The sequence below is a fragment of the Actinomadura sp. KC216 genome (genome assembly GCF_004348535.1).
Lineage (GTDB): Bacteria > Actinomycetota > Actinomycetes > Streptosporangiales > Streptosporangiaceae > Spirillospora.
Map to the genome: position 1 here is coordinate 35,281 of NZ_SMJX01000015.1, position 20,107 is coordinate 55,387.

Here is a 20,107-nt window from a genome sequence, read left to right on the forward strand (position 1 = left end):
GCGCCGCCTTGACTCCGCGCGGCCGCCTCGCTTACTTTGGCGTTCAAATATTGGCCGTCAAAGTAATATGGCCGTCGTCGACGCGGCCGGGGACCCGCGGAGGACCGATGAACGACTTTCCCGCCTATGCGCCGTCCGAGGACCACGAGCTGCTGCGGAGCACGGTGCGCGAGCTGGCCGACGCCAAGATCGCCCCGTTCGCGGCGGAGGTCGACGAGGAGGCGCGGTTCCCGCAGGAGGCCCTCGACGCGCTGGTGGCCAACGACCTGCACGCGGTGCACGTCCCCGAGCAGTACGGCGGAGGCGGCGCGGACGCCCTGGCCACGGTGATCGTGATCGAGGAGGTCGCCCGCGCGTGCGCCTCCTCGTCGCTGATCCCGGCGGTGAACAAGCTGGGCACCGTCCCGATCCTCCTGTCGGGCTCCGAGGAGCTGAAGGCGAAGTACCTGGCGCCGGTGGCACGCGACGGGGCGATGTTCTCCTACGCCCTCTCGGAGGCCGACGCCGGCTCGGACGCGGCGGGCATGAAGACCCGCGCGGTCCGCGACGGCGAGGCATGGGTGCTGAACGGCACCAAGATGTGGATCACCAACGCGGGGGAGTCGGAGTACTACACGGTGATGGCGGTCACCGACCCGTCGCAGGGCGCCCGCGGCATCTCCGCGTTCGTCGTCGAGAAGAGCGACCCGGGCGTGTCCTTCGGTCCCAAGGAGCGCAAGCTGGGCATCAAAGGCTCCCCGACCCGCCAGGTCATTCTGGAGGACGTCCGCATCCCCGCCGACCGGATCATCGGCCCGGAGGGCAGCGGCTTCAAGACGGCGCTCGCCACCCTGGACCACACCCGCATCACCATCGCCGCCCAGGCCCTCGGCATCGCCCAGGGCGCCCTGGACTTCGCGCTCGGCTACGTCAAGGAGCGCCGCCAGTTCGGCAAGCCCATCGCCGACTTCCAGGGCGTGCAGTTCATGCTGGCCGACATGGCCATGCGCCTCGAAGGCGCCCGCCAGCTCACCTACCACGCGGCGATCAAGTCCGAGCGGGCGATGCACGGCGAGAAGGTCGCCGACCTGACGTTCGTCTCCTCAGCGTGCAAGACGCTGGCGTCCGACGTGGCGATGGACGTGACGACCGACGCCGTCCAGCTCCTGGGCGGCTACGGCTACACCCGCGAGTTCCCGGTGGAACGAATGATGCGCGACGCCAAAATCACCCAGATCTACGAGGGCACGAACCAGATCCAGCGCATGGTCATGGCCCGCCAACTCCTCAAGTGACGCGTCTGATAGTAGCTGACGTGGGGAAACTCTTCGGCGCTGCCGCATGAGGATCGTTCGGCACGGCCATAGGTACGAGCGCTAGCCCTCCGCGGACGGCCGATCGGGAGACGATCGGGAGACGGCCAAGATCGGCCATCCTGCGCCGCTCGGCGAGCAGCTCGTTGAGGACCGGCACCGGGGACATCGGCGAGAGGGCGAACCGCTGGTCCAGGGTCGCCTCCCACAACCCCTGGAGCCGCCCGCGGAGCTGCTCGCGCATGACCGGGGAGACGTGGGCGTAGGTGCCGCCGATCGCCGCCCTCATCAGCAGCCGCCCACCCAGCGCTGACCCCGCCGACCTGTTCCGCCCCCACTGCCGACACGACCCCGACCAGGCCACCCGCTGGCTCGGCTACCTCGCCACCTCCTCGACACCGTCCCACCCGAGACCTGGCCTGGTGGCGGCTCGCCGCCATCAGCCACACCCCCCTCAACCGCCTCGCCAGTCTCGCGTCCGGGCTCGCTGCCGGGCTCATGTTCGGGTTCGGGCTCGTGTTCGGGCTCGTGTTCGGGCAGCATCGTGCGTGGCCGGCGCATCTGGTCGCCACCTTCTGGCTGGCCCGGCAGCGGCGGCTGCCGCGGTCGGTTGATGGCATTCCTCGGCGACGCGCACCGTCTGGGCTTGCTGCGGACCGTCGGCCCGGTCTATCAATTCCGGCACGCTGAGTTCCACGACCACCTCGCCGCCGCTCGCACAGCGCAAGTGGGCCATTAGGCGGGAAGACCGGGCGTGCCTGCGTGCCGGCTGAGGTGGCGCGTCATCAAGGTCATCGCGGCCCACGAGATGCGAGCTTCGCAATGCGCGGTCGTGCGCTCGTACTCCCGAACGACTCTGCGTGTGTTCATGAGCCAGCTGAACGATCTTTCGGCGACCAGCGGTGAGGCACCAGGCTGAACCCGACCGCGCCGGCGGGCCGCGCGACGATGGCCGAGTGGACGCTGGTGCTCTGGCCGTCAGGCACCTCCAGGCAGGCTCTCGCGGAGGGCGGTTCGCCCTACTTCGAAACACGGCCTAGGTGCAGGATGTTGGTGATGATGCGGTGTCCGGCGTGGTGATCGGTGGTCATGAGGGATTCGGGGTGGAACTGAACCGCCCAGCGGGGTGCGTGGCGGTGTTCGATGGCCATGACGACGCCGTCGTCGGTGGTGGCGGAGATCTCGTAGCAATCTGGCACCTGGACGGCGTGCAGGGAGTGGTAGCGGCCTGCGGTGAACTGGGCGGGCAGACCCGCCAGCAGGCGTCCGGAGTGGACGGTGATGTTGCCTGGCCGGCCATGGGCGGGTTGGGGCAGTGGCACCACGGTGCCGCCGCTGTGCTCGACCATCGCCTGCAGTCCCAGGCAAACGCCGAAAGCGGGCAGCCCGCGGGCGGTGATCTCGTCGAGCAGGTCCAGGCAGCCGTGGTCGCCAGGGCGGCCTGGACCGGGAGAGAGCACGACCAGGTCAGGGGCGAGTTCGTCGAGTGTCGCGGGGGGAAGTCCCGCGCGCAAGGTGGTCACATGCGCACCGGCCTGGCGGAAGTAGTCGGCCAGTGTGTGCACGAAGGAGTCGCTGTGGTCGATCAGCAGCACCCGCATCGGTGTCGCTTCGGTCTGCAGAGGCGGTTCGGGCTGGGTGGCGGGCGGGGCTCCGGTGAGGGTCTCCATCAACGCCTGGGCCTTGACCTGGGTCTCGCGCTCCTCGGCGTCGGGGTCGGAGTCGTGCAGCAGCGTGGCGCCCACGCGGACGGCGGCCAGCCCGTCGTGGATCTGTGCCGTGCGCAGGGTCAGGCCGCTGTCGAGGGTGCCGTCGAAGCGCAGGACGCCGACGGCACCGCCGTACCAGCGGCGGGGGGATTGCTCGTGGTCCTCGATGAACTGCATCGCGGCCCGCTTGGGGGCGCCGGTGACGGTGACGGCCCACATGTGGGTGAGGAAGGCGTCCAGGGCGTCGAAGCCGGGCCGTAGCCGCCCCTGCACGTGGTCCACGGTGTGGATGAGGCGGGAGTACATCTCTATCTGGCGGCGGCCCAGGATCTGAACGCTGCCAGGGTCGCAGATGCGGGCCTTGTCGTTGCGGTCGACGTCGGTGCACATGGTCAGCTCCGACTCGTCCTTGCGGGAGTTGAGCAGGGCGCGGATGTGGTCGCTGTCCTCGACGGCGTCTCGGCCGCGGCGGACGGTGCCGGAGATGGGGCAGGTCTCGACCCACAGGCGGCCGTGGTCGTCGCGGGTGACCCGTACATACATCTCCGGGGAGGTCCCGGCCAGGTGCTCCACACCGCCCAGGTTGAACAACAGTTCGTAGGGCGCGGGGTTGCGGCGGCGCAATTTGCTGTAGAAGTCGCTCGCCGACGTGCAGGAGGCGTACATGACCTGGCTGGGCACCACTTCCACCAGGTCACCGCACATGAAACGCTCCTGGGCGGTGCGGACGATCTTGGCGTAGGCACCCTGCCCGGGCGGTGGTGGTAGCGCGGCGGGCCGGGCGGCCGGGCGGGTGCTGTCGCTGTCTCGGGGCAGACCGGCGGTGGTGGTGTCACCGACGGTGAAGTCGTAGCGGTAGCGGATCAGGCCGGACTCGTCCTCGACGTAGAGTTCATCGGGCAGGTGCAGCACCAGGTCGCGGTGGTCGTCGGGCCGCGGCAGCCGCAGGGCGATGGGCTCGAACCCGAACGCCAGGTCGTAGCCGAACGCGCCGTACAGCCCCAGGTGTGCGTCGTCGGGTGCGGCGAACGCTGCCAGCAGCGCGCGCAGAGCCGAGAAGACACCGGCCCGCCGACTGCGTTGCTCCTCCGGCAGGACGTCGTCGGGGGCCGGCACCGCCAGGGTGAGGGTGGAGGGGCTGGTGGAGATGAGGTGGCCGCTCGCCGACAGCGCCTGCGTGACGATCGGGAGCAGCACGCGTCCGCGTTCGTTGAGCGCCCGGACATCCATGCGGCGTGCGGCGGCGGTGACTTCCAGGCAGGGGGCCAGGTAGCCGATGCGCCAGCGGCGGTAGCGGCCCGGCTGCTGAACACTGGAGCCGAGAACGCCGCCGGGTCTTTCGTCCAGCGCCGCGGTGACCTGATCCAGCGCATGGTGGGGATAGGGCTGCGCGGTCCGTGTGATCTCCAGGCACCCCGGCGTGGTCCAGGTGTGGGAGGTGGCGGCTGCGGTGAGGTCAGCGCGCCGGTCCTGGGCGTAGGGTCGCCAGTGGGCCGCGCTGGCCTTCGGCGGGGTGGAAGCGGTGGGTTCTGTATGTCGGTGTCCGGTGAGCCGCCGTCCCGTCTGCAGGACCAGTTCGGTGGCCTGCTCCGGGTTGAGCCGCGGGTCGCACGCCGACAGGAAGTGCTGATGTACCTGGGCTTCGTCGACGGCGCCCGCACGGCCGCCGACGCATTCGGTCACGTTGTCGCATGTGACTTCCAGATGCAGTCCTCCGGGGTGGGAGCCGGCCCCGCGATGCGCTGCCAGCCATTGTTGGACCTCGGCGAGCATCGTGTCCAAGTGCCGGGTCTTGAGCCCAGCGGCCGTCGTGGTGGTGTTGGCGTGCATGGGGTCGCACACCCAGGTCACCGGGTGCCCGGCACGGGTCATCGCCTCGATCATCTCAGGGAGCAACCGGCCCACCTGGCGCGCTCCCATCCGGGTGATCAGCGTGAGCCGGCCCGGCAGGCGCTCGGGGTCCAGTCTCTGGCAGAGGGCGACGACATCGTCGGCAGTGGTGGTGGGGCCAAGTTTGACCGCCACCGGATTGGCGATGCCGCGCAGGTACTCCACGTGCGCTTGGTCGAGTCCTCGGGTGCGGTCGCCGATCCACAGCAGGTGGGCCGACGTCGAGTACCAGGCGCGGGACTGGCCGTCGTAGCGGGTCAGGGCCTCCTCGAAGGGCAGCAGCAGTGCCTCGTGGGAGACGAACACATCGGTGGCCGCGCGGGTGTCGGCGCTGGCGCTGCGAGCGCGCAGCAGGGCCAGGGTGGCCGTGGCGCGGTGATAGCCCTCCACCAGCCGGTCGGGGTCGGGGTCGCGCGAGTCGGGTTCTGGGGCGTTGACCAGGTCGCCCCGATAGGTGGGCACGGTGAGCGGGCCGTCAGGCCCCGGCACCTTCTCGGTCGGCGACGATCGTGGTTTGGGGTATTGGCCCGCCATGCGGCCGATGGTGACCACCGGCAGTCCCGTGGCGGTCATCAGCCGGTCGGCCAGCGTTTCCACCAACTGGGCCCGGGCCTCCGTGCTGGCGGTCTCGGTGAAACGCTCTGCGCAGTCGCCTGCCTGGAGTATCAGCGCCCGGCCGCTGGCGACCTCGGCCAGTGCCGCGGTGAGCGCCCGGCACTCCTCCGGAGTCACCAAGGGCGGCAGTTGCAGCAGCCGCCGTTCGGCGTCCGCCACCGCGGCCGCATCGGGCCACTCTGGCTGCTGGGCGACAGGTTTATTCCGCCATGTGCCCGGCTGCCACCCGGGCACGATCGGTTTGTGTTCCATAGGCATGTCAGTGTCCGTTTCCTTTTTGAATCCCGGGGGCGGGCATGGCAAGCGGGTGCAATCAGCCGCGATTCGTTCGTGCATTATTCGGCGACCGGTTAAGGGGTGAGGTGTATACCCGGGACAGCGCTTCCCATGTACGCTTAACGAATGGAACCCGATGATGTTGATGGTGCGTCGGATAAAGATGGGGAACGCTACGGCGAGCAGATCTTTGCGCACACGCGTGACAAGGAACGGGACCGCCTGGATGCGATCAGCCGCACCTATGACCCGGTCACTCACCAGCGCATCGGGGCGCTGGGCCTTCGACCCGGAATGCGGTTTCTGGACGCCGGGGCCGGCACCGGGGAACTGGCCTTGTGGCTGACCGCCCACGCCGCGCCCCGCGAGGTCGTCGTCCTGGACCGCAGCACGGTCTACCTCGACCCGCTCCGCGCACCGAACCTGCGTGTGGTAGCCGCCGACCTGACCGCCGAGGACCTGAGCGGCACGCTCGAACCGGCGAGCTTCGACCTGGTGCACGCCAGGTTCCTGCTCATGCACCTGCCCGAACGTGACCGGGTACTGCAACGGCTGGTGTCCTGGCTGGCCCCGGGCGGTGTCCTGCTGCTGGGCGACTCCGTCGACCTGACCACCCAGAGCAGCCGCGAACCGGCCGTGAGGGCCGCCTTCGCCGCCCTGTGGTCGGCCCTGCGGTCGACTATTGGCACCGACATCACCTGGGTCCGCGACTATCCAGCCCGGCTGACCTCGCTGGGACTGATCGACCAGGGCCTCGACGTCTTCCTGCCCGCGATCGTTCCCGGGGCCCCCATCAGCCGGTTCTGGCAGCTGACCTTCGAGCAGACGCGCACGGAGATGATCGCCACCGGCCTCGTGTCGGACAGTGAACTCCACCGTGCATCGACTCTGTTCGAGACACCGGGGTTCGCCGAACTGTCCCCCGGAATGATCTCCGCATGGGCGCGCCGCCCGGACGCGAACAGCCTCCATTAATAGCCTGAACGACCGTCCAGAATCGAGGTGAAAGGCGATGTCCGAGACGACGGGCTCCACCCAAGTCGGTTATCGGATTCTGGTGCTCTGGGACATCGACCGCACTCTCATCGACGTCCAAGCAGTGGGCCTGCGGCTCTACAGCCAGGCATTTACCCAAGTCACCGGCCAGACGATGGAACAGCACGCCGTGATCGACGGCCAAACCGACCCCGTCATCTTCCACCAGACCGCCCGCCTGCACGGCATCGACACCAACGTCGCCGACTTTCGCGGCTTCGCCGAAGCGCTGGCCGACCAGCACCGGCGACGGGCAGAGCAGATACGCCGTCAGGGGCGTGCGCTACCCGGCGCCGCCGCCGCCCTGGCCGCCGTCGCCCGGCTGCCGGGCGCCCTGCAGACGGTCGTCACCGGCAACGTGCGGCCGGTAGCGCAAATCAAGCTGACCGCCTTCGGTCTGCACACCCACATCGACTGGGCGGCGGGCGGTTTCGGCGACGACCACTCCGCCCGTGATGCCCTCGTCGCCCACGCCCTGCGGCACGCCCGGGAACGCGCCGAACCACCCGACGCCGCGGTCCTGGTCGGCGACACCCCCGCCGATACCGCCGCCGCGCACGCCCACGACATACCCGCCCTGGCCGTGGCCACCGGCAGCAGCGGCCCGCACCAGTTGCGCGCAGCCGGCGCGGACGCCGTGCTCCCCGACCTCGCCGACACCCGGCAGGTCCTCCAACAGATCTGTGCCCTGGCCGCGCGCTCTGGCCAGCTGCGATAGTGAGACGACCCGCCGGTCAGCCGGACGCCACCGCCTGCGATACCTCGATCCACTGATCGAGCGTCGCGGTCGCGCGGCCGCTGTCAATGGCCTCGGCCGCCAGCGCCATCCCCTCGCCCCAGTCCTCGCACCTTCCCGCCGCCCGCAGCGCCGCCGCCGTGTTGAGCAGCACCATGTCGCGCCGGGGCCCACCTTCACCGGCCAGCAGCCCCCGCACCAGATCAGCGCTCGGCCCGGGCGGGCCGCCCTCCAACTCCTGCAGGCCGGCAGGGGCCAGGCCCAGTCGCGCCGGGTCCAGCAGGTAGGGGTGCATGGAGCCGTCACGGACTTCCACCACACGCGCGGGAGCCGAGATGCTCAACTCATCCAGACCGTCCTGAGAGGAAAACACCAGCGCGCGCTCTGCTCCCAGTTTCAGCAGGACCTCGCTCAGCAAGGGAACCAGCGCCTGGTCGGGGACCCCGAGAATCCGGTAACGGGCCCAAGCCGGGCTGCACAACGGCCCCAGCAGATTGAACACCGTCCGCACGCCCAGCTCCTTGATCGGGTCCATCGCGTGCCGGAACGCCGGGTGGAACACCGTGGCCGACAAGAACACGATGCCGACCAACTCCAAGCACCGCGCCGCCTGCGCCGGTCGCAGGTCCGTGCGCACCCCGAGCGCCTCCAGCACATCAGCGCTGCCACACTGGGAGGACACGCTGCGGCTACCGTGCTTGGCGACCCGCTGCCCGCACGCCGCAGCCACGATCGCCACCACCGTGGAGACATTGAAGGTGTTGTGCCCGTCGCCGCCGGTGCCGCACGTATCCAACACCTGGGAACTCCCCGAGAACGGCGCCGAAAACTCCATGACCGCCCGGGCCATGCACACGACCTCCGCCGGCGAGACCCCCTTAGCGGCCAGCCCCATCACCAGCCCACCGATCTGCACCGGTGACGCCTCACCGCGCATAATCGTGCACAGCGCGGCCGACGCCTCCTCCTCCGTCAACTCCTCACCGAGCGACAACCGGCTCAACGCCGCCTGCATCACAAAGTCCGCGTCACGTCGACCACCCTTCGGGAAGGGACGGCATCACCAGCCCCAGGCTAAACAGCCCACCCCACGACGCGATGCCGCCTCACCGACAGAAGAGGATTACCCCCGCGACCGGCAAAGCCGAGTCCCTCAAGATGCAGTCGAAGGCCGAAGAGCTCCCGTGGTCTTCGTCCACCGGTGATTCCGCTGAAGGATGGTGAGCGTCGGCAACACGCCGACGGGCACTCCGGTGCCCAGGGCTTTCAGTGGCGCAGCACGCGCTGGTCACCGCAACACGGACCGCCCCCGCCAAAAGCGATCGGTGTTCCCGCCGACCACCTCATCGAGACCGTCACCCTGGAACCAGTCACCGCCGTCGCCCTCGGCAAGTCTTCGACCAGCGTCACGACACGCTCCCGCTGCTGGGCCAATCCACACCGCCTGGTGGTTTACGCCATTGGCATGAGCATCAGCGGGATGAGTCGCGACGATCTGCTGCGCAACATGAGCTATGGGGAGACGGATAGTTTGAGGGCGCCACACCCCAGCGCGGTACAGCGGGCTCCATCAGGGCACACTCTGATCAGTGGGTTCCGCGTAAACGGTCGAGCAAACTTGGCGACTCAGTCCTTCCCCACCCTCGGCACCAACTGGAAGGGCGCCTCAAAGGACCAAATAGACCCCAGCCCTTGTACCCATCACAGCGCTTGCCATTTCGCTGAAGACCGACTTGCCCGGCATTGGCACTGTTCAACGCTTTATTCGACATTCTACCAGCTCCGAGGAAGCACACCCCCTCACCAGCCCACCCTGCGGCCAGGGCTGCCGACCGTCAACCGGTGGCCGTTCCTAAGCTGATTGCGAAAACGTGCGTTCTTGCACCCGCCTTGGGCCCCGCAGTGGCTGACCGGCCAAACGGTTCAGCATCCACAGCCCCTGCCCGCTGTGGACCAGGGAAAGGTCCTGCTGAGGCTTGCTGTGTAAAGCCGTGCGCCGTTGGTCCCTTATTTCCGGGCAGAACGCTACCTGGCTATATCAATCCAGTCGCAAACTTCAAGATCCTGAGTTGGGCTGACTTGTGCCCTCGTCGATCGCGGCATCGTAGAAGGCGTCGGCGAGCAGCCGCTGCACGAGCCCCTGCACGAACTCCCGGACCTGGGACTCGGCGAACGACTCAGCGCCGAAGAGGTCATTCATCTTGTCGATGACGACCTGGAGCGCGACGTACTTCGGCTCCCTCTTGGTGCCGGTGCCTGCTGCGCTGATCCCCTTCAGCGCGCCGTCTCCAGTCAGCGAGATGTCGACGGCGATCTTCTTGGTGTGCTTCACCCCGACCAAGACCACGTCCGAGAGGTCGACCTCAGCGCTCCAGGGGGACTCGGCGATGACCTTCTCCAGGAGCCGGAGGAAGATTGCGAGCATCTCCATGTACGGGTCGCCGTAGTCGACGATCTGGCTCATGAAGTCATACAGCCGAACGTAGGTGGAGACGTCTTTGCGGAAGAGGTCGAGGCGTTGAGCATGACCTTGTCCTCAGCCTCGATCGCTGCCGCGTAGCGACGCCGGAAGTCGTGCTGGGCCAGGCTGATCGCCGCGGAGAGAGCGTTGTTGCCCTTGCGGGTGACCCACAGCTCGGCGACCTGGCGGACCTGCTCCTCGGTGTAGATCCGGCTCTGGGCGAGCTTGTTGGCGAGGTGGACGACGATGTACGGGTCGGTCTCGGTCTCCAGGGTGGCGTTGGTGAAGTATGGGTACTCAAAGGGCGCGCTCACGCCGACAGGGCCTGGCTCGTACGGGTGAGGGCCGGTAATATGGCGCGCTATGCTTTGCGGCAATCAAATGCCGCAAAGCGGGAGAGCGGGAGATGCGCACCGTGAGCGATAATTCGGCCGATCCGGAGCGGGGCCGTTCGTCGGAGATCGACACGACGGTGCCTCAATCTGCGCGTGTATGGAACTACTTCCTGGGCGGCAAGGACAACTTCGCCGTCGACCGCGAAGTGGGCGATCAGTATAGGAAGACTTTCCCCGGGATCATCGATATAGCGCGTACCGATCGTGCCTTTCTCGGCCGGGCGGTTCGCCATTTGGCGGGTGAGGCGGGCGTCCGGCAGTTTCTGGACATCGGCACCGGGCTGCCGACCATGGACAATACCCATGAGGTCGCCCAGCGGGTAGCCCCCGAGGCGAAGATCGTCTATGTCGACAACGACCCGCTCGTCCTGGTGCACGCGAGGGCTTTGCTGACCAGCACCCCGCAGGGGGCGTGCAAATACATCGAGGCCGACCTGCGCGAGCCGGACAAGATCCTGGAAGGGGCCGCCGAGACGTTGGACTTCGGCAAGCCGGTGGCGGTCATGCTGCTGGCGATCCTGCAATTCATCCCGGACTTCGACAGGTCGTACGAGATCGTCATGCGCTTGCTGGCGGCGATGCCGTCGGGCAGTTACTTGGCGCTGACCCACGCCACGCTCGACCTCGGCGGCCAGCCCGACATGGATGCGAACGCCGAGGCCCAGCGGACCTGGAACGAACGGGCCGCCGAGACCATCACCCCCCGCTCTCGCGACCAGATCCTTCGCTACTTTGACGGCTTGGAGCTGCTGGAGCCCGGCCTGGTGTCGCTGCCGCAATGGCGTCCCGAAGCCGTCCAGCGGGGGGAGCCCGGCGTGGTGGCCGGCTTTTGCGGGGTGGGCCGGAAGCCCTGACGCGCCGCCGAGATCACCCGTAGAAGGCCAGCGCCTCGCGGATGGCGGTGCGCGGCGTTGACGGGTTTCGGTTCTCTTGCTCCTGGTTCGCTGTCAGCCCGAACCGGTGTTGGCGTACGCGTCGTTGCGGTGCGCTGTGCTCCTACCTGGAATCTATTTGGATGTCTGCGTCGCCAACGCTGATGATCGGTCCGTACTCGCCGCGGGATCAGCGCATGCTCGTGCGGTCAGGACGCCGGGCCGGCGGCGGCGTGATCGCTGTACATGTACCCCGTCGCTCGATCACCACCCGCGGGGTCTCTACGGACCGGCGGCGGGTGGAGGCGTACTCACCGGCTGTCTGCAGCCCTGGTGGTACGGCATCCTTGCCCGACGTCGCTATGGATGCCCTGTACAGCGACCTGAGCTGGGCCTACCTGGATGGACAGCTCGGTCTCGTCGGGTCGGTGCAGCCCCATCCGCCCCGGTGTTGCCGTATCGACTATCTGCGACGATCCGCTCGGGCCCAGATCCCAGGACCCGGGTGACCGACGCTCGCGTACGGGTTACGTGGTGCGCACGCGGGGCGTGTCGATGACGGTTTTGAGCTTGTCGTGCTGCTCTTGGGTGGCTTGCGTGACCAGTTCGTGCTTGATGTGCGACGGCAGGCTCGTGATGTCCACGGTGACGCCGGCCTTGTGTGAATGGTCGATGAAGGTCAACAACGCCTTTGTGCCGGATGTGTCGATGTAGCTGACGTTGTCCAGGTTCAGCGACAGATGCGGCTGGCCGTTGCGTAGTGTGGAAAAGACATGGTCGACGGAAAGGAATGACAGCGGCCCTTGGATGCCGTAGGTGCCATTGTCCTGGACGATTGAGGCCTTGAATTGGCGTGATTGCAGGACATGGACGATGAGCGCCAATCCGACGCCGGTTGCGACCGCCACGGTGAGGTCGACCAGCACCGTGACGATCATTGTCGCGAACATCACGGCGACGTCGCCTCGGGGGGAGACGTGCGCTTTGCGGATGCTCTGCCAATCGATCATGCCGAGCGCGGTCAAAATCAGGATCCCTGACAGCACCGCGAGGGGAATGTATCGAACGACGGCTCCGAGGCCGACCACCAGGGCCAGGAGGATGACGCTGTGCGTGGCGGCCGACAGCGCGGTGCGGCCGCCGTTTCTGACATTGACCACCGACCGGACGGTCGCGCCGGCGCTTGCCAGCCCGCCGAATAGCCCGCTGGCGATGTTCCCGAGGCCCTGGCCGACCAGTTCCCTGTTGCTGCGATGCCGACCGCCGGTGATGTTGTCCATGACGACCGACGTGAGCAGTGAATCGATCGACCCCAGCAAGGCGATGCTGAGCGCGGGCAGCACCAGGGAGAGGATCAGCGATCCGCTGAGCGAGGGAAGGGTGATCGAGGGGATCGATTCAGGGATCTGGCCGATGTAGTCCACCGCTGCGTTGAGCGGGACGGGCCCGAGGCGCACGCCCTGGAGCAGCGAGTCGGCGAGCCGCAATGCCAAGGTGACGGCCACCAGCGCGATCAGGCTCGCGGGAATCGACCTGATCAGGCGCGCCGACACGAGCATGAGCACGATCGTGACCGCCACCACCAGGAAACTGCGCTGTACCTGATCGATCTCACCCAGGATGATGATCAGCGCGATCCCGCCCATGAATCCCGACACGACCGGATGGGGTATGTAGCGGATCAAAGATCCGATCCTGCACAGCCCGAAAAGTATCTGGAACACGCCCGCCATGATGAAAGCGACGAACGCGGCCTGGAGCCCGTGCGCGGCGATCACCCCGGTAGCGACCACGGTGATGGGGCCGGTCGGGCCTGTCACTTGGGCGGGGGTACCGCCAGCCACGGCCGCGAAGAACCCGGCGAAGATCGCGCCGTACAGGCCGACGAGCGCACCTTCGGAACTGCCGGTCGCGGTGATTCCGAAGGCGATCGCCAATGGCAAGGCCACGACGGCCACAGTCAGGCCGGAAAGAATCTCCTGCGCAATGTGTTTGAACAACGGGCGCCACCTTGGTCCACAGCTCGCATCGACCCACCATGAGCCGAACTGCCGACCAGACTTCCCGGCGCTCCTTGTTGCAAAGATGCCGCAAAGACCGCTTCGAAGCAAGGGGGGATATCGCGAGTTGAGTTGTTTGGACCGGTCCGCGGGACCCAGGGTCGTGGACGCACCGGTGATCAGCTGCGAAGATTCCGATTCACTCGACTTCTTCGGTTTTCCCGGTATCGGCCGCCGACCTTGGTCTCCCATTCGGTCCATCGGCCTTTCACCCGGCCGACCACTCTCAGGTGTGTTCGGTGCCTCCGCAACCCTCAGTCCGCGGCCGCCCGCCGCAGAACCCACGGCAGCCTGCCGACCTGACGGCCTGCCACGTAGAGTCTGCTGCTATGACCGACAACCCAGAGCTGGCGCCTCGATCGGCCTTGGAGATGCTGTTGGCCGGCAACCGGCGGTTCGTGGCCGGCACCCCGCAGCATCCCAACCAGGACGCCGCCCGCCGCACCGAGGTCACCGCGGCTCAGCGCCCCTTCGCCGTGCTGTTCGGGTGCTCCGACTCCCGGCTGGCCGCCGAGATCATCTTTGATCGCGGTCTGGGAGACCTGTTCGTCGTGCGCACGGCGGGACACGTCCTGGGACCCGAAGTGCTGGGCAGCATCGAATACGGGGTCAGCGTCCTGGACGCCCCCCTGGTGGTCGTACTGGGCCATGACTCGTGTGGTGCGGTAAGGGCCACACAAACCGCGCTGGAGCAGGGCGTACCGCCCATCGGTTACGTCCGTGACGTGATCGAACGCGTGGCCCCCAGTGTGCTCACCGCGCACGCCGCCGGGCGCCTCCAGGAGGAGGAGATCCTGAGCGAGCACATCGCGCACACCGTTGACCTCTTGCTGGACCGCTCTCGTGTTCTCGCCGAGCGGACCGCCACCGGCGGGGCCGCCGTCGTGGGCCTGCGCTACAACCTGGCCGACGGCCGCGCACAGCTCGTCGCAACCCGCGGCCCCGACGCCACTCTTGACGCCTCCCGGCCTTGAGGCGGGACAGCTTGATCATGATGTGCGGGTCGCCCGGCCTTCGGCAGTCCAGCGGTACCCGCAGGTCGGCGCAGCGCAAGCGCGGATGGTGCGGCTCGTCGGCTTACGCCAATGGGCACTGGCTCCAGGTCAACGGGGAACCTGCGTGGCAATCGTGCCGCCGCGATAGGCGGTAGCGTCTTACCGCGACGCTGGATGCGCCGGTGAAGACCACTCCGTTGTGCGCGAAGCTTGCCGCTTGCCGGCCTTGCCCTCGTCGGTTCGCGGACGGTTATCAACGACCTCGACTCGCTCGGGGGTCGGCTCATTCCAAGAACGGTGCGTCGGACACCGGAGCGAAGCGCGCCTGGAAGAACCGCAGGGTGTCGGGTTCGTGGACGAACCGAAGGCCGCGGGTGATCGGGTCGCGTTGGCGCAACACGTGGATCAGGCTGTCGGCGACGAGGTCCATGTGGCTTTGGGTGTATGTGCGGCGTGGCACGGTGAGGCGGGCCAGTTCGAGCGGCGGGAAACGATCGAGACCGGTGGCGGGATCGCGACCGGTGGAGGCTGCGCCGCGTTCGGTGGAGCGAACTCCGGAGTCGAGGTAGAGCACGGCGGCGAGCGTCTGGGCCGGGAACTGTTCGTGAGGCAGGGTGAGGAAGGAACGCGGCGGCGGCGAGGCAGGCGGCGTGGCCGCCCACTGGGGGGACGATCGGGATGTCGGCGGCGGTCAACCGTTGTCCGAGATAGGCGACCTGCTCGACACGCGTACGGATGGTGTCTTCCTGGACTGATTCGGCGATGCCCTGGGCGACCGCCTCCATGTCGCGTCCGGACATGCCGCCGTAGTTGTGTAGCCCCTCGTAGAGAACGGCGAGGTTCCGTGCCCACTCGGCCGGGCCGGTGCACGGAAGGCGAGCCAGCCGCCGATGTTGGCGTAACTGAGCGGTTCTTCGGGCGGGATCACCTGGTGACCGAGTTGCTGACCCAGCTGCGCGAGAGCCGGTTGCTGGTGTTGGTCGGCCCGGGCCCGTTCCACCTCACCAGCACGAACTCCTCGGCGCTCGATGAGCTGGGCCGTGGCAAATACCGGGCGCGGCAGGTGCCGCAACAGCAGCCGGTACCCGTAGCGGGAGGCCTCCAGACCCTTGACCTCCCGGAGCAGAAGCCCGTATCGGAGTGTCGTCCTGTGTAGGCCCAGCCTGCCGAAGAACTCCTGCAACGCTGCGGTGTTAGCGGCCGACGTCTCGGAGCGATAAGGCGGAGCCACATGCAACACCTCCGTGAGCGACCGCCGGTTGACCTGGACGTCCCTGGCCGCGCTGGTCAGGCGGTCGTGGCACGTCCACCAGGTGCGCCCCCATGACGGCGTCCACCGATTCAGGCTTGCCTCCTCCCGCAACAGGTGGAGAAGCCCCAGCAGGGTCACTGTTCCTGGCGACGCCCCTGCTGATCGGTGGGTTCCTGCGGAGGGCTCATGCTGACCACTGTCGGCGCGGACCATCAGAGCAGACTTCAGCCGGATCCGGCTTCCCTCCTCGTCCTCGGCAACGGCCGTGGTGCTGTAGTGCGACCGTCCCGACTCGGCGGTCTTGAAGAACTCAGAGGGTTGTTCGTTAGGTATTGCTCCGTTTATTGGCGAAAAGCCCCTATTGGGGTTCGGTGGCCAGGTCCCGGCCGACGAGGCGTTTGAGTTTGGCGCGAATGCCCTCGACGGTGTTCGAGGTGGTGATGGTGTTTGGCCGCCGCGACACCGCGACACGGCCGCCCGGCGCCGGGCTCGTCAGCTCCGACGGCCGCACCACCCTGGTCCCGGTCCACCTCCACGCTGGCGGCGACGCCCAGCTGCCCGAAGCGGCGGCGGACCTGAGCGATGCCGCGACCGGGTCAGGCTTCCCGCAGGCGCCTCCGCGGACGTGACAGGGGAGTGGCCGGTCTGGGCGGACGAGCCCGAGTGGAGGGATCCCTTGTCGGATCTGCGCCAACGGAAAGCGACCCCCATCGTGGTCTTCGTTGTCTCCGAGCCGTCAAAGTTCACGACTCGACAGCGCGTGCAGGTCGACGGCGATCCGCTTGTCGTTCTTGGTCCAGCCGCACATCGCCGACCCCACCACTCACTGCCTCCGACACTCGATGTGGTAGACGCCCCTCACGAAGGCGAGGGGCCACCGCAGCGGGTTGCTGCCGTGGACGCCGCTCGTGCCAGGCAGCCCCGCCGGCCTGGCCGCCAACGTCGCCGACCATCGGTGGTTGGCCGCCTCACCGCCCATGAAGTACTGATGCGGCAAATCAGGCACATTTCTGCGGGGAAGTCCGAGCGCGGCAATGCCCTAGCGAACGGTGGAGCGCGAAGGCGGGAGCGCCCCACCGAGTGGGGCTTAGATGGTTTCGACTCTGGTATCTGGCTGGGTGGCGGTGGCTTTGCGTGTCGATGGGACGGCGAGTGCGACCAGGGCCCCGGCCACGGACAGGGCCGGTGCGACGATGACCGCCATCTGCATCCCGTTGACGACGGCGACGGCGGTGTCCGTGTTTCCGGGTGCTGCGATGGCCACTAGCATGCGAGCCCGACCGCGCTGCCGATCTGCTGCGAGGTCGGTAAGCCACCAGGACGTCGGCGCAGCGGTCCACGGCCACCCCGACGATCGGTTTCCAGGCTTGGCCCTGACCCTGACGTAGGGGACATTGACCGGTGCACCGCCGGCGTCGGTGGTGTTGCGCCACATCAGGCCGCTGTTGGCCGTCTGGCCCGGTTCCAGGACCACCGGCCGGGCCGGGGCATCGAAGTCGGACATGGTGGCGATGCCGCCGCTGCCCTTGAGGATCTTGACGGTGGGTTCGGGTTTTCTGTCCTCGTCGAGAAGTTGGAGGAGCGGGAAGCCGTTGAGGTGGTAGGCGCGGCTTCCGCAGTTGGTCAGACGTAGTCCTATTACGCGTAGCCCATGGCGGCGTTTCCGGCGTCGGTCGTCAGTCGCATTCCGGAAGACGGGCAAGGGCCGGTCTCTGCTGGAGCCTCGGCGGTGGGGACGCGCCGGACTTTGGCGATGCGAACACGCCCCTTGTCGCCGCGCAGGTCTGGGGAGGAGCCGTTCAGGCGGACGGTGCGCCTGACGGTCTGGCCGGGTCCCACGGCGGGCGTCGTCTGCTTGGTGTTCTCCAGCACCGCGCCAGAGGTGGAAAGGGCGTCAAAGGTGATGGTGTAGGTGAAGGGTTCGCTCTCGTGGTTGGTGACCTCGAACTCGGCGGAGATCGCCGGGGGTGTCTTCTGGTGGGACCAGCCGGTCATGCTGGTGATCTTCACCCCGTCCTGCGCCAGAGCATCAAGGGCACCGGGAAGAGTCGGGCTGCCGGATGCGGCTGCGTTCACGCCGTCGGCCGCTGAATCGCCCTGCGTGCCGCACGCCGTGATGGACACGGCACAGGCGAGGACAGTGGACAGTGCGGGGAGCATCCGGCCATCCCACCATAAGCGCGAGGATGTGAGCGCAGCGGCGTCTGGATGCGCACGCTGCGCGGGCACGGCTTCACCCAGACCGAATGTGACACCGTGCACGCCCAGTGCGGGCGTCGACTGGATCGAGACCGGCCGCCAGCGCGGCGCGTCCCCACGCCGACCACACGCCCGATTCTCCCCGCTCGGCACATGGCTGTCTGGAGTGAAGATCACCAAATATGGAATGGCTCGAAGCTGGCTTGACGAGCATCTGCTTGATCGTCTGTGCTCCTCAGCGCCGTAGCCAAGCTACGGACGCGGTGCGATCCCGCAACGCCGCGAAGGCAGGATGCCGTCCTTCCCCGCCATCCTCGGGCCGCCCGAGGCCCCCCGCGGGTCCTTGGTAGGCACCGGGATGTGACCTGCCAGGTCATTCCAGGTCTAGGTCCCTGGGCACGGCCATCGGATGTAAGTCGGCGCGGATGTCTTCCAGGCGGGCCAGATGGCGCCAGCGTCCGTGGCTGGTGGCAACGTCGACCGAGACCTGGACTACGAGGGTGGGTTGGACGCGGTGGTAGCGGGTGGGGGCCGCGGTGGTTGGGAGCCCGCTGGCCCATCCGGCCGGAAGTTCGGCCGGCCATGGGTGCTCGGCATCGCCCGGGTGCCGGGGGGCCAGATGCGCGGTCAGCTCGTCACGGAGCCGCGCGGGCGGCGGACCGGTCCGGCCGACCACGCGCAGTCTCCCACTGCCGCTGGGATAGCGGCCCAGCAGCAGACTGGTCACCGCGGTGGGAGTACCTGTGTAGCCGCCCACGATCGCGAGTGTCTCGTCGCGGTGCTTGAGCTTGTACCAGCCGCGCACCCCGGCCCGGTACAGCCCACCCGAGGCCTTGATCACGACACCCTCGACCGCCTGGGCTGTCAGTAGCTCCAACCAGAGCCGGGCTCGGCCTTGGGAGGTCTCCTGCGGGCACAACAACACCAGGCCAGCGGCCGGTGTGTCGCGCAGGAGGCATTCCAGTACCGTCCGCCGTTCTCTCAGTGGCCGGCTACGCAGGTCGCCTTGCTCGGCTGTCTCCAGGCAGTCGAACACCACGTAGGTGATCGGCGTGTGGCGGGCGAGCCGAAGGGCTCGGCGGCGGCCGGAACCGAGACGCTGCTCCAGCGCCTCGAAGTCCAGCTTGCCGGTCGTGGGCGACCAGTGGACCAGTTCGCCGTCCAGGACGGTCCCCGCCGGTAGTTGCGCGGTGATCGCTGCCGCGGTCTCAGGGAAGGAGTCGGTGAGCCGGGTGAGGGAGCGCGAGTAGAGCTCTGTCCGGCCGTCGTCGCGGATGTGGGCTTGGCAGCGGAAGCCGTCGAACTTCGGCTCGTACACCCAGTCGTTGCCAGGGGGAAAGTCGTCGACGGGCTTGGCGAGCATGGGCGCGACAGGGTCGTGGATGTGCATGACGGCTCGCGCACCCCCGAACGTTTGCCTCGCCCGTCCCCTTCCTTCTGCCTGTGCTACCCCTGTGAGCTGGCCAAACAATCACGTCGCTCTAGGGCGCGGGGATGACGGGTGGGTGATAAAGCGGGCGGCGTCCAGCTCGACGCGGCATCGGGCGTAATGGATGCTGAGCCGCTGAATGGCGGCGATCGCCGGTTCGAATCGCCGGGTCAGGTCGCGGTCGGCGGCGCGCAACCGGGCGTTGGTCTGCCGGAGCGCGCGGTAGGAGTCACCGGCGCCGCTGATGGCGTTGTCGATGTCGGCGTCGGAGGGATCGGAGGAGCGTCTGGCCAGCTCGGCGCAGATCGCGGGATAGTGCCGTCGGAACGTGGTGTTGGGTAGTCCGAACTGGTGGGCCAGCGCCAGGACGCTGGGCGGCCGGTCTGCTGGTGGCGGCGTCGATGGCGGCTCGGACCTGGTCGGTGCTCGGCGGCGGCCGGTGACTGGTCATGGCTACTGGCACCCCTTGTGCTTCCAATCGCTCCCGAGCCGCCTCTACCCGGGGCCGCACCCGCGACCCCGATAGCGATCACGTCGCCATTACTGGGCGCCGGGTGGCCGGTCACCCCATTACCGCGTGGCCGGCGGCACCCACACCGACGGGCTGGACGCCGCATTCCCCGCCCTCGTCCGGCCATTGGAACCCGACTTTCCTGATCGCCTTCGGCCAGCCGGCGTGTCCTGGACGCAGCGCGGCCTCCGACTGGAGTGACCGGCCCGAACCTCCGCTCGGGCCTCCCTGCCCGGGGGCGGCCTGGGCGGTGTCGGTAAGGTTTGTGGTGGCATGAACTGATGCGAGGTGCCCCCATGCGGGGGAGAATCGGGAAGCCGGTGGAATTCCGGCACGGGCCCGCCGCGGTAACCGGGTAGTCGCCGTCCACGCGCGTTTCG

The 20,107-nt window shown here is 68.0% G+C and carries 17 protein-coding genes and 1 riboswitch; of the genes, 7 read left to right on the forward strand and 10 right to left on the reverse strand.

Annotated features, from left to right (window positions below):
- The first annotated feature begins 107 nt into the window (after positions 1–107).
- Complete coding sequence (locus E1264_RS04745; RefSeq protein ID WP_132169929.1) at positions 108–1,274, forward strand: acyl-CoA dehydrogenase family protein; 1,167 nt, start codon at positions 108–110, stop codon at positions 1,272–1,274.
- Here the strand turns inward: E1264_RS04745 and E1264_RS04750 are convergent.
- Both E1264_RS04750 and E1264_RS46190 read right to left on the reverse strand, forming a co-directional pair.
- Positions 1,267–1,581 carry a hypothetical protein gene (locus tag E1264_RS04750; RefSeq protein WP_132169931.1) on the reverse strand — a complete coding sequence of 105 codons (315 nt, stop codon included), beginning with the start codon at positions 1,579–1,581 and terminating at the stop codon, positions 1,267–1,269. The genes E1264_RS04745 and E1264_RS04750 overlap by 8 nt on opposite strands.
- A 730-nt stretch (positions 1,582–2,311) precedes the next feature.
- A complete protein-coding gene (locus tag E1264_RS46190; protein WP_347813359.1) occupies positions 2,312–5,758 on the reverse strand; it encodes an anthranilate synthase component I in 3,447 nt (1,148 codons plus the stop codon).
- Between the two features lie 150 nt (positions 5,759–5,908).
- Here E1264_RS46190 and E1264_RS04770 point away from each other — a divergent pair, with 150 nt between their 5' ends.
- Entirely contained in the window at positions 5,909–6,757 is an 849-nt protein-coding gene (locus E1264_RS04770) for a class I SAM-dependent methyltransferase (RefSeq protein WP_132169935.1), read from the forward strand.
- A gap of 37 nt (positions 6,758–6,794) precedes the next feature.
- Complete coding sequence (locus E1264_RS04775; RefSeq protein ID WP_207935713.1) at positions 6,795–7,535, forward strand: haloacid dehalogenase-like hydrolase; 741 nt, start codon at positions 6,795–6,797, stop codon at positions 7,533–7,535.
- 16 nt (positions 7,536–7,551) lie between these two features.
- Here the strand turns inward: E1264_RS04775 and trpD are convergent, their stop codons facing one another.
- The 3 genes from trpD to E1264_RS44465 all read right to left on the reverse strand — a co-directional run bounded on the left by trpD (position 7,552) and on the right by E1264_RS44465 (position 10,328).
- The gene (gene trpD, locus E1264_RS04780) at positions 7,552–8,568 is read right to left on the reverse strand and encodes an anthranilate phosphoribosyltransferase (protein ID WP_132169937.1); all 1,017 of its coding nucleotides are present in this window, start codon (positions 8,566–8,568) and stop codon (positions 7,552–7,554) included.
- A gap of 1,041 nt (positions 8,569–9,609) precedes the next feature.
- Entirely contained in the window at positions 9,610–10,017 is a 408-nt protein-coding gene (locus E1264_RS44460) for a hypothetical protein (RefSeq protein WP_207935714.1), read from the reverse strand.
- Positions 10,014–10,328, reverse strand: coding sequence for a hypothetical protein (locus E1264_RS44465; protein ID WP_207935715.1), 315 nt, complete (start codon positions 10,326–10,328; stop codon positions 10,014–10,016). The genes E1264_RS44460 and E1264_RS44465 overlap by 4 nt, the downstream gene beginning before the upstream one ends.
- Positions 10,329–10,420: 92 nt before the next feature.
- Here E1264_RS44465 and E1264_RS04790 point away from each other — a divergent pair, with 92 nt between their 5' ends.
- Complete coding sequence (locus tag E1264_RS04790; protein ID WP_132169939.1) at positions 10,421–11,263, forward strand: SAM-dependent methyltransferase; 843 nt, start codon at positions 10,421–10,423, stop codon at positions 11,261–11,263.
- Positions 11,264–11,808: 545 nt separating this feature from the next.
- Here the strand turns inward: E1264_RS04790 and E1264_RS04795 are convergent.
- Positions 11,809–13,281, reverse strand: a complete 1,473-nt coding sequence (locus E1264_RS04795) for a SulP family inorganic anion transporter (protein ID WP_132169941.1) — start codon at positions 13,279–13,281, stop codon at positions 11,809–11,811.
- A gap of 389 nt (positions 13,282–13,670) precedes the next feature.
- On the opposite strand from E1264_RS04795, the gene E1264_RS04800 reads away from it, so the two are divergent.
- Positions 13,671–14,315, forward strand: coding sequence for a carbonic anhydrase (locus E1264_RS04800; protein ID WP_132169943.1), 645 nt, complete (start codon positions 13,671–13,673; stop codon positions 14,313–14,315).
- Between the two features lie 304 nt (positions 14,316–14,619).
- Here the strand turns inward: E1264_RS04800 and E1264_RS44470 are convergent, their stop codons facing one another.
- Positions 14,620–14,910: a beta-eliminating lyase-related protein gene (locus E1264_RS44470; protein ID WP_207935716.1), complete on the reverse strand. Its 291-nt coding sequence runs from the start codon at positions 14,908–14,910 to the stop codon at positions 14,620–14,622.
- Positions 14,911–15,267: 357 nt separating this feature from the next.
- Here E1264_RS44470 and E1264_RS45125 point away from each other — a divergent pair, with 357 nt between their 5' ends.
- Entirely contained in the window at positions 15,268–15,492 is a 225-nt protein-coding gene (locus E1264_RS45125; protein ID WP_243710746.1) for a hypothetical protein, read from the forward strand.
- Positions 15,493–16,001: 509 nt separating this feature from the next.
- Positions 16,002–16,217, forward strand: a complete 216-nt coding sequence (locus E1264_RS43085) for a hypothetical protein (protein WP_165964001.1) — start codon at positions 16,002–16,004, stop codon at positions 16,215–16,217.
- Between the two features lie 458 nt (positions 16,218–16,675).
- On the opposite strand, the gene E1264_RS04815 is transcribed toward E1264_RS43085, so the two are convergent.
- The 3 genes from E1264_RS04815 to E1264_RS04825 all read right to left on the reverse strand — a co-directional run bounded on the left by E1264_RS04815 (position 16,676) and on the right by E1264_RS04825 (position 19,177).
- A complete protein-coding gene (locus tag E1264_RS04815; protein WP_132169947.1) occupies positions 16,676–17,290 on the reverse strand; it encodes a DUF4232 domain-containing protein in 615 nt (204 codons plus the stop codon).
- Positions 17,227–17,967 carry a hypothetical protein gene (locus tag E1264_RS04820; protein WP_132169949.1) on the reverse strand — a complete coding sequence of 247 codons (741 nt, stop codon included), beginning with the start codon at positions 17,965–17,967 and terminating at the stop codon, positions 17,227–17,229. The genes E1264_RS04815 and E1264_RS04820 overlap by 64 nt, the downstream gene beginning before the upstream one ends.
- Before the next feature lie 193 nt (positions 17,968–18,160).
- Entirely contained in the window at positions 18,161–19,177 is a 1,017-nt protein-coding gene (locus E1264_RS04825; protein WP_132169951.1) for an ATP-dependent DNA ligase, read from the reverse strand.
- 819 nt (positions 19,178–19,996) lie between these two features.
- Positions 19,997–20,107, forward strand: a riboswitch (cobalamin riboswitch). This riboswitch is flagged as partial in the annotation.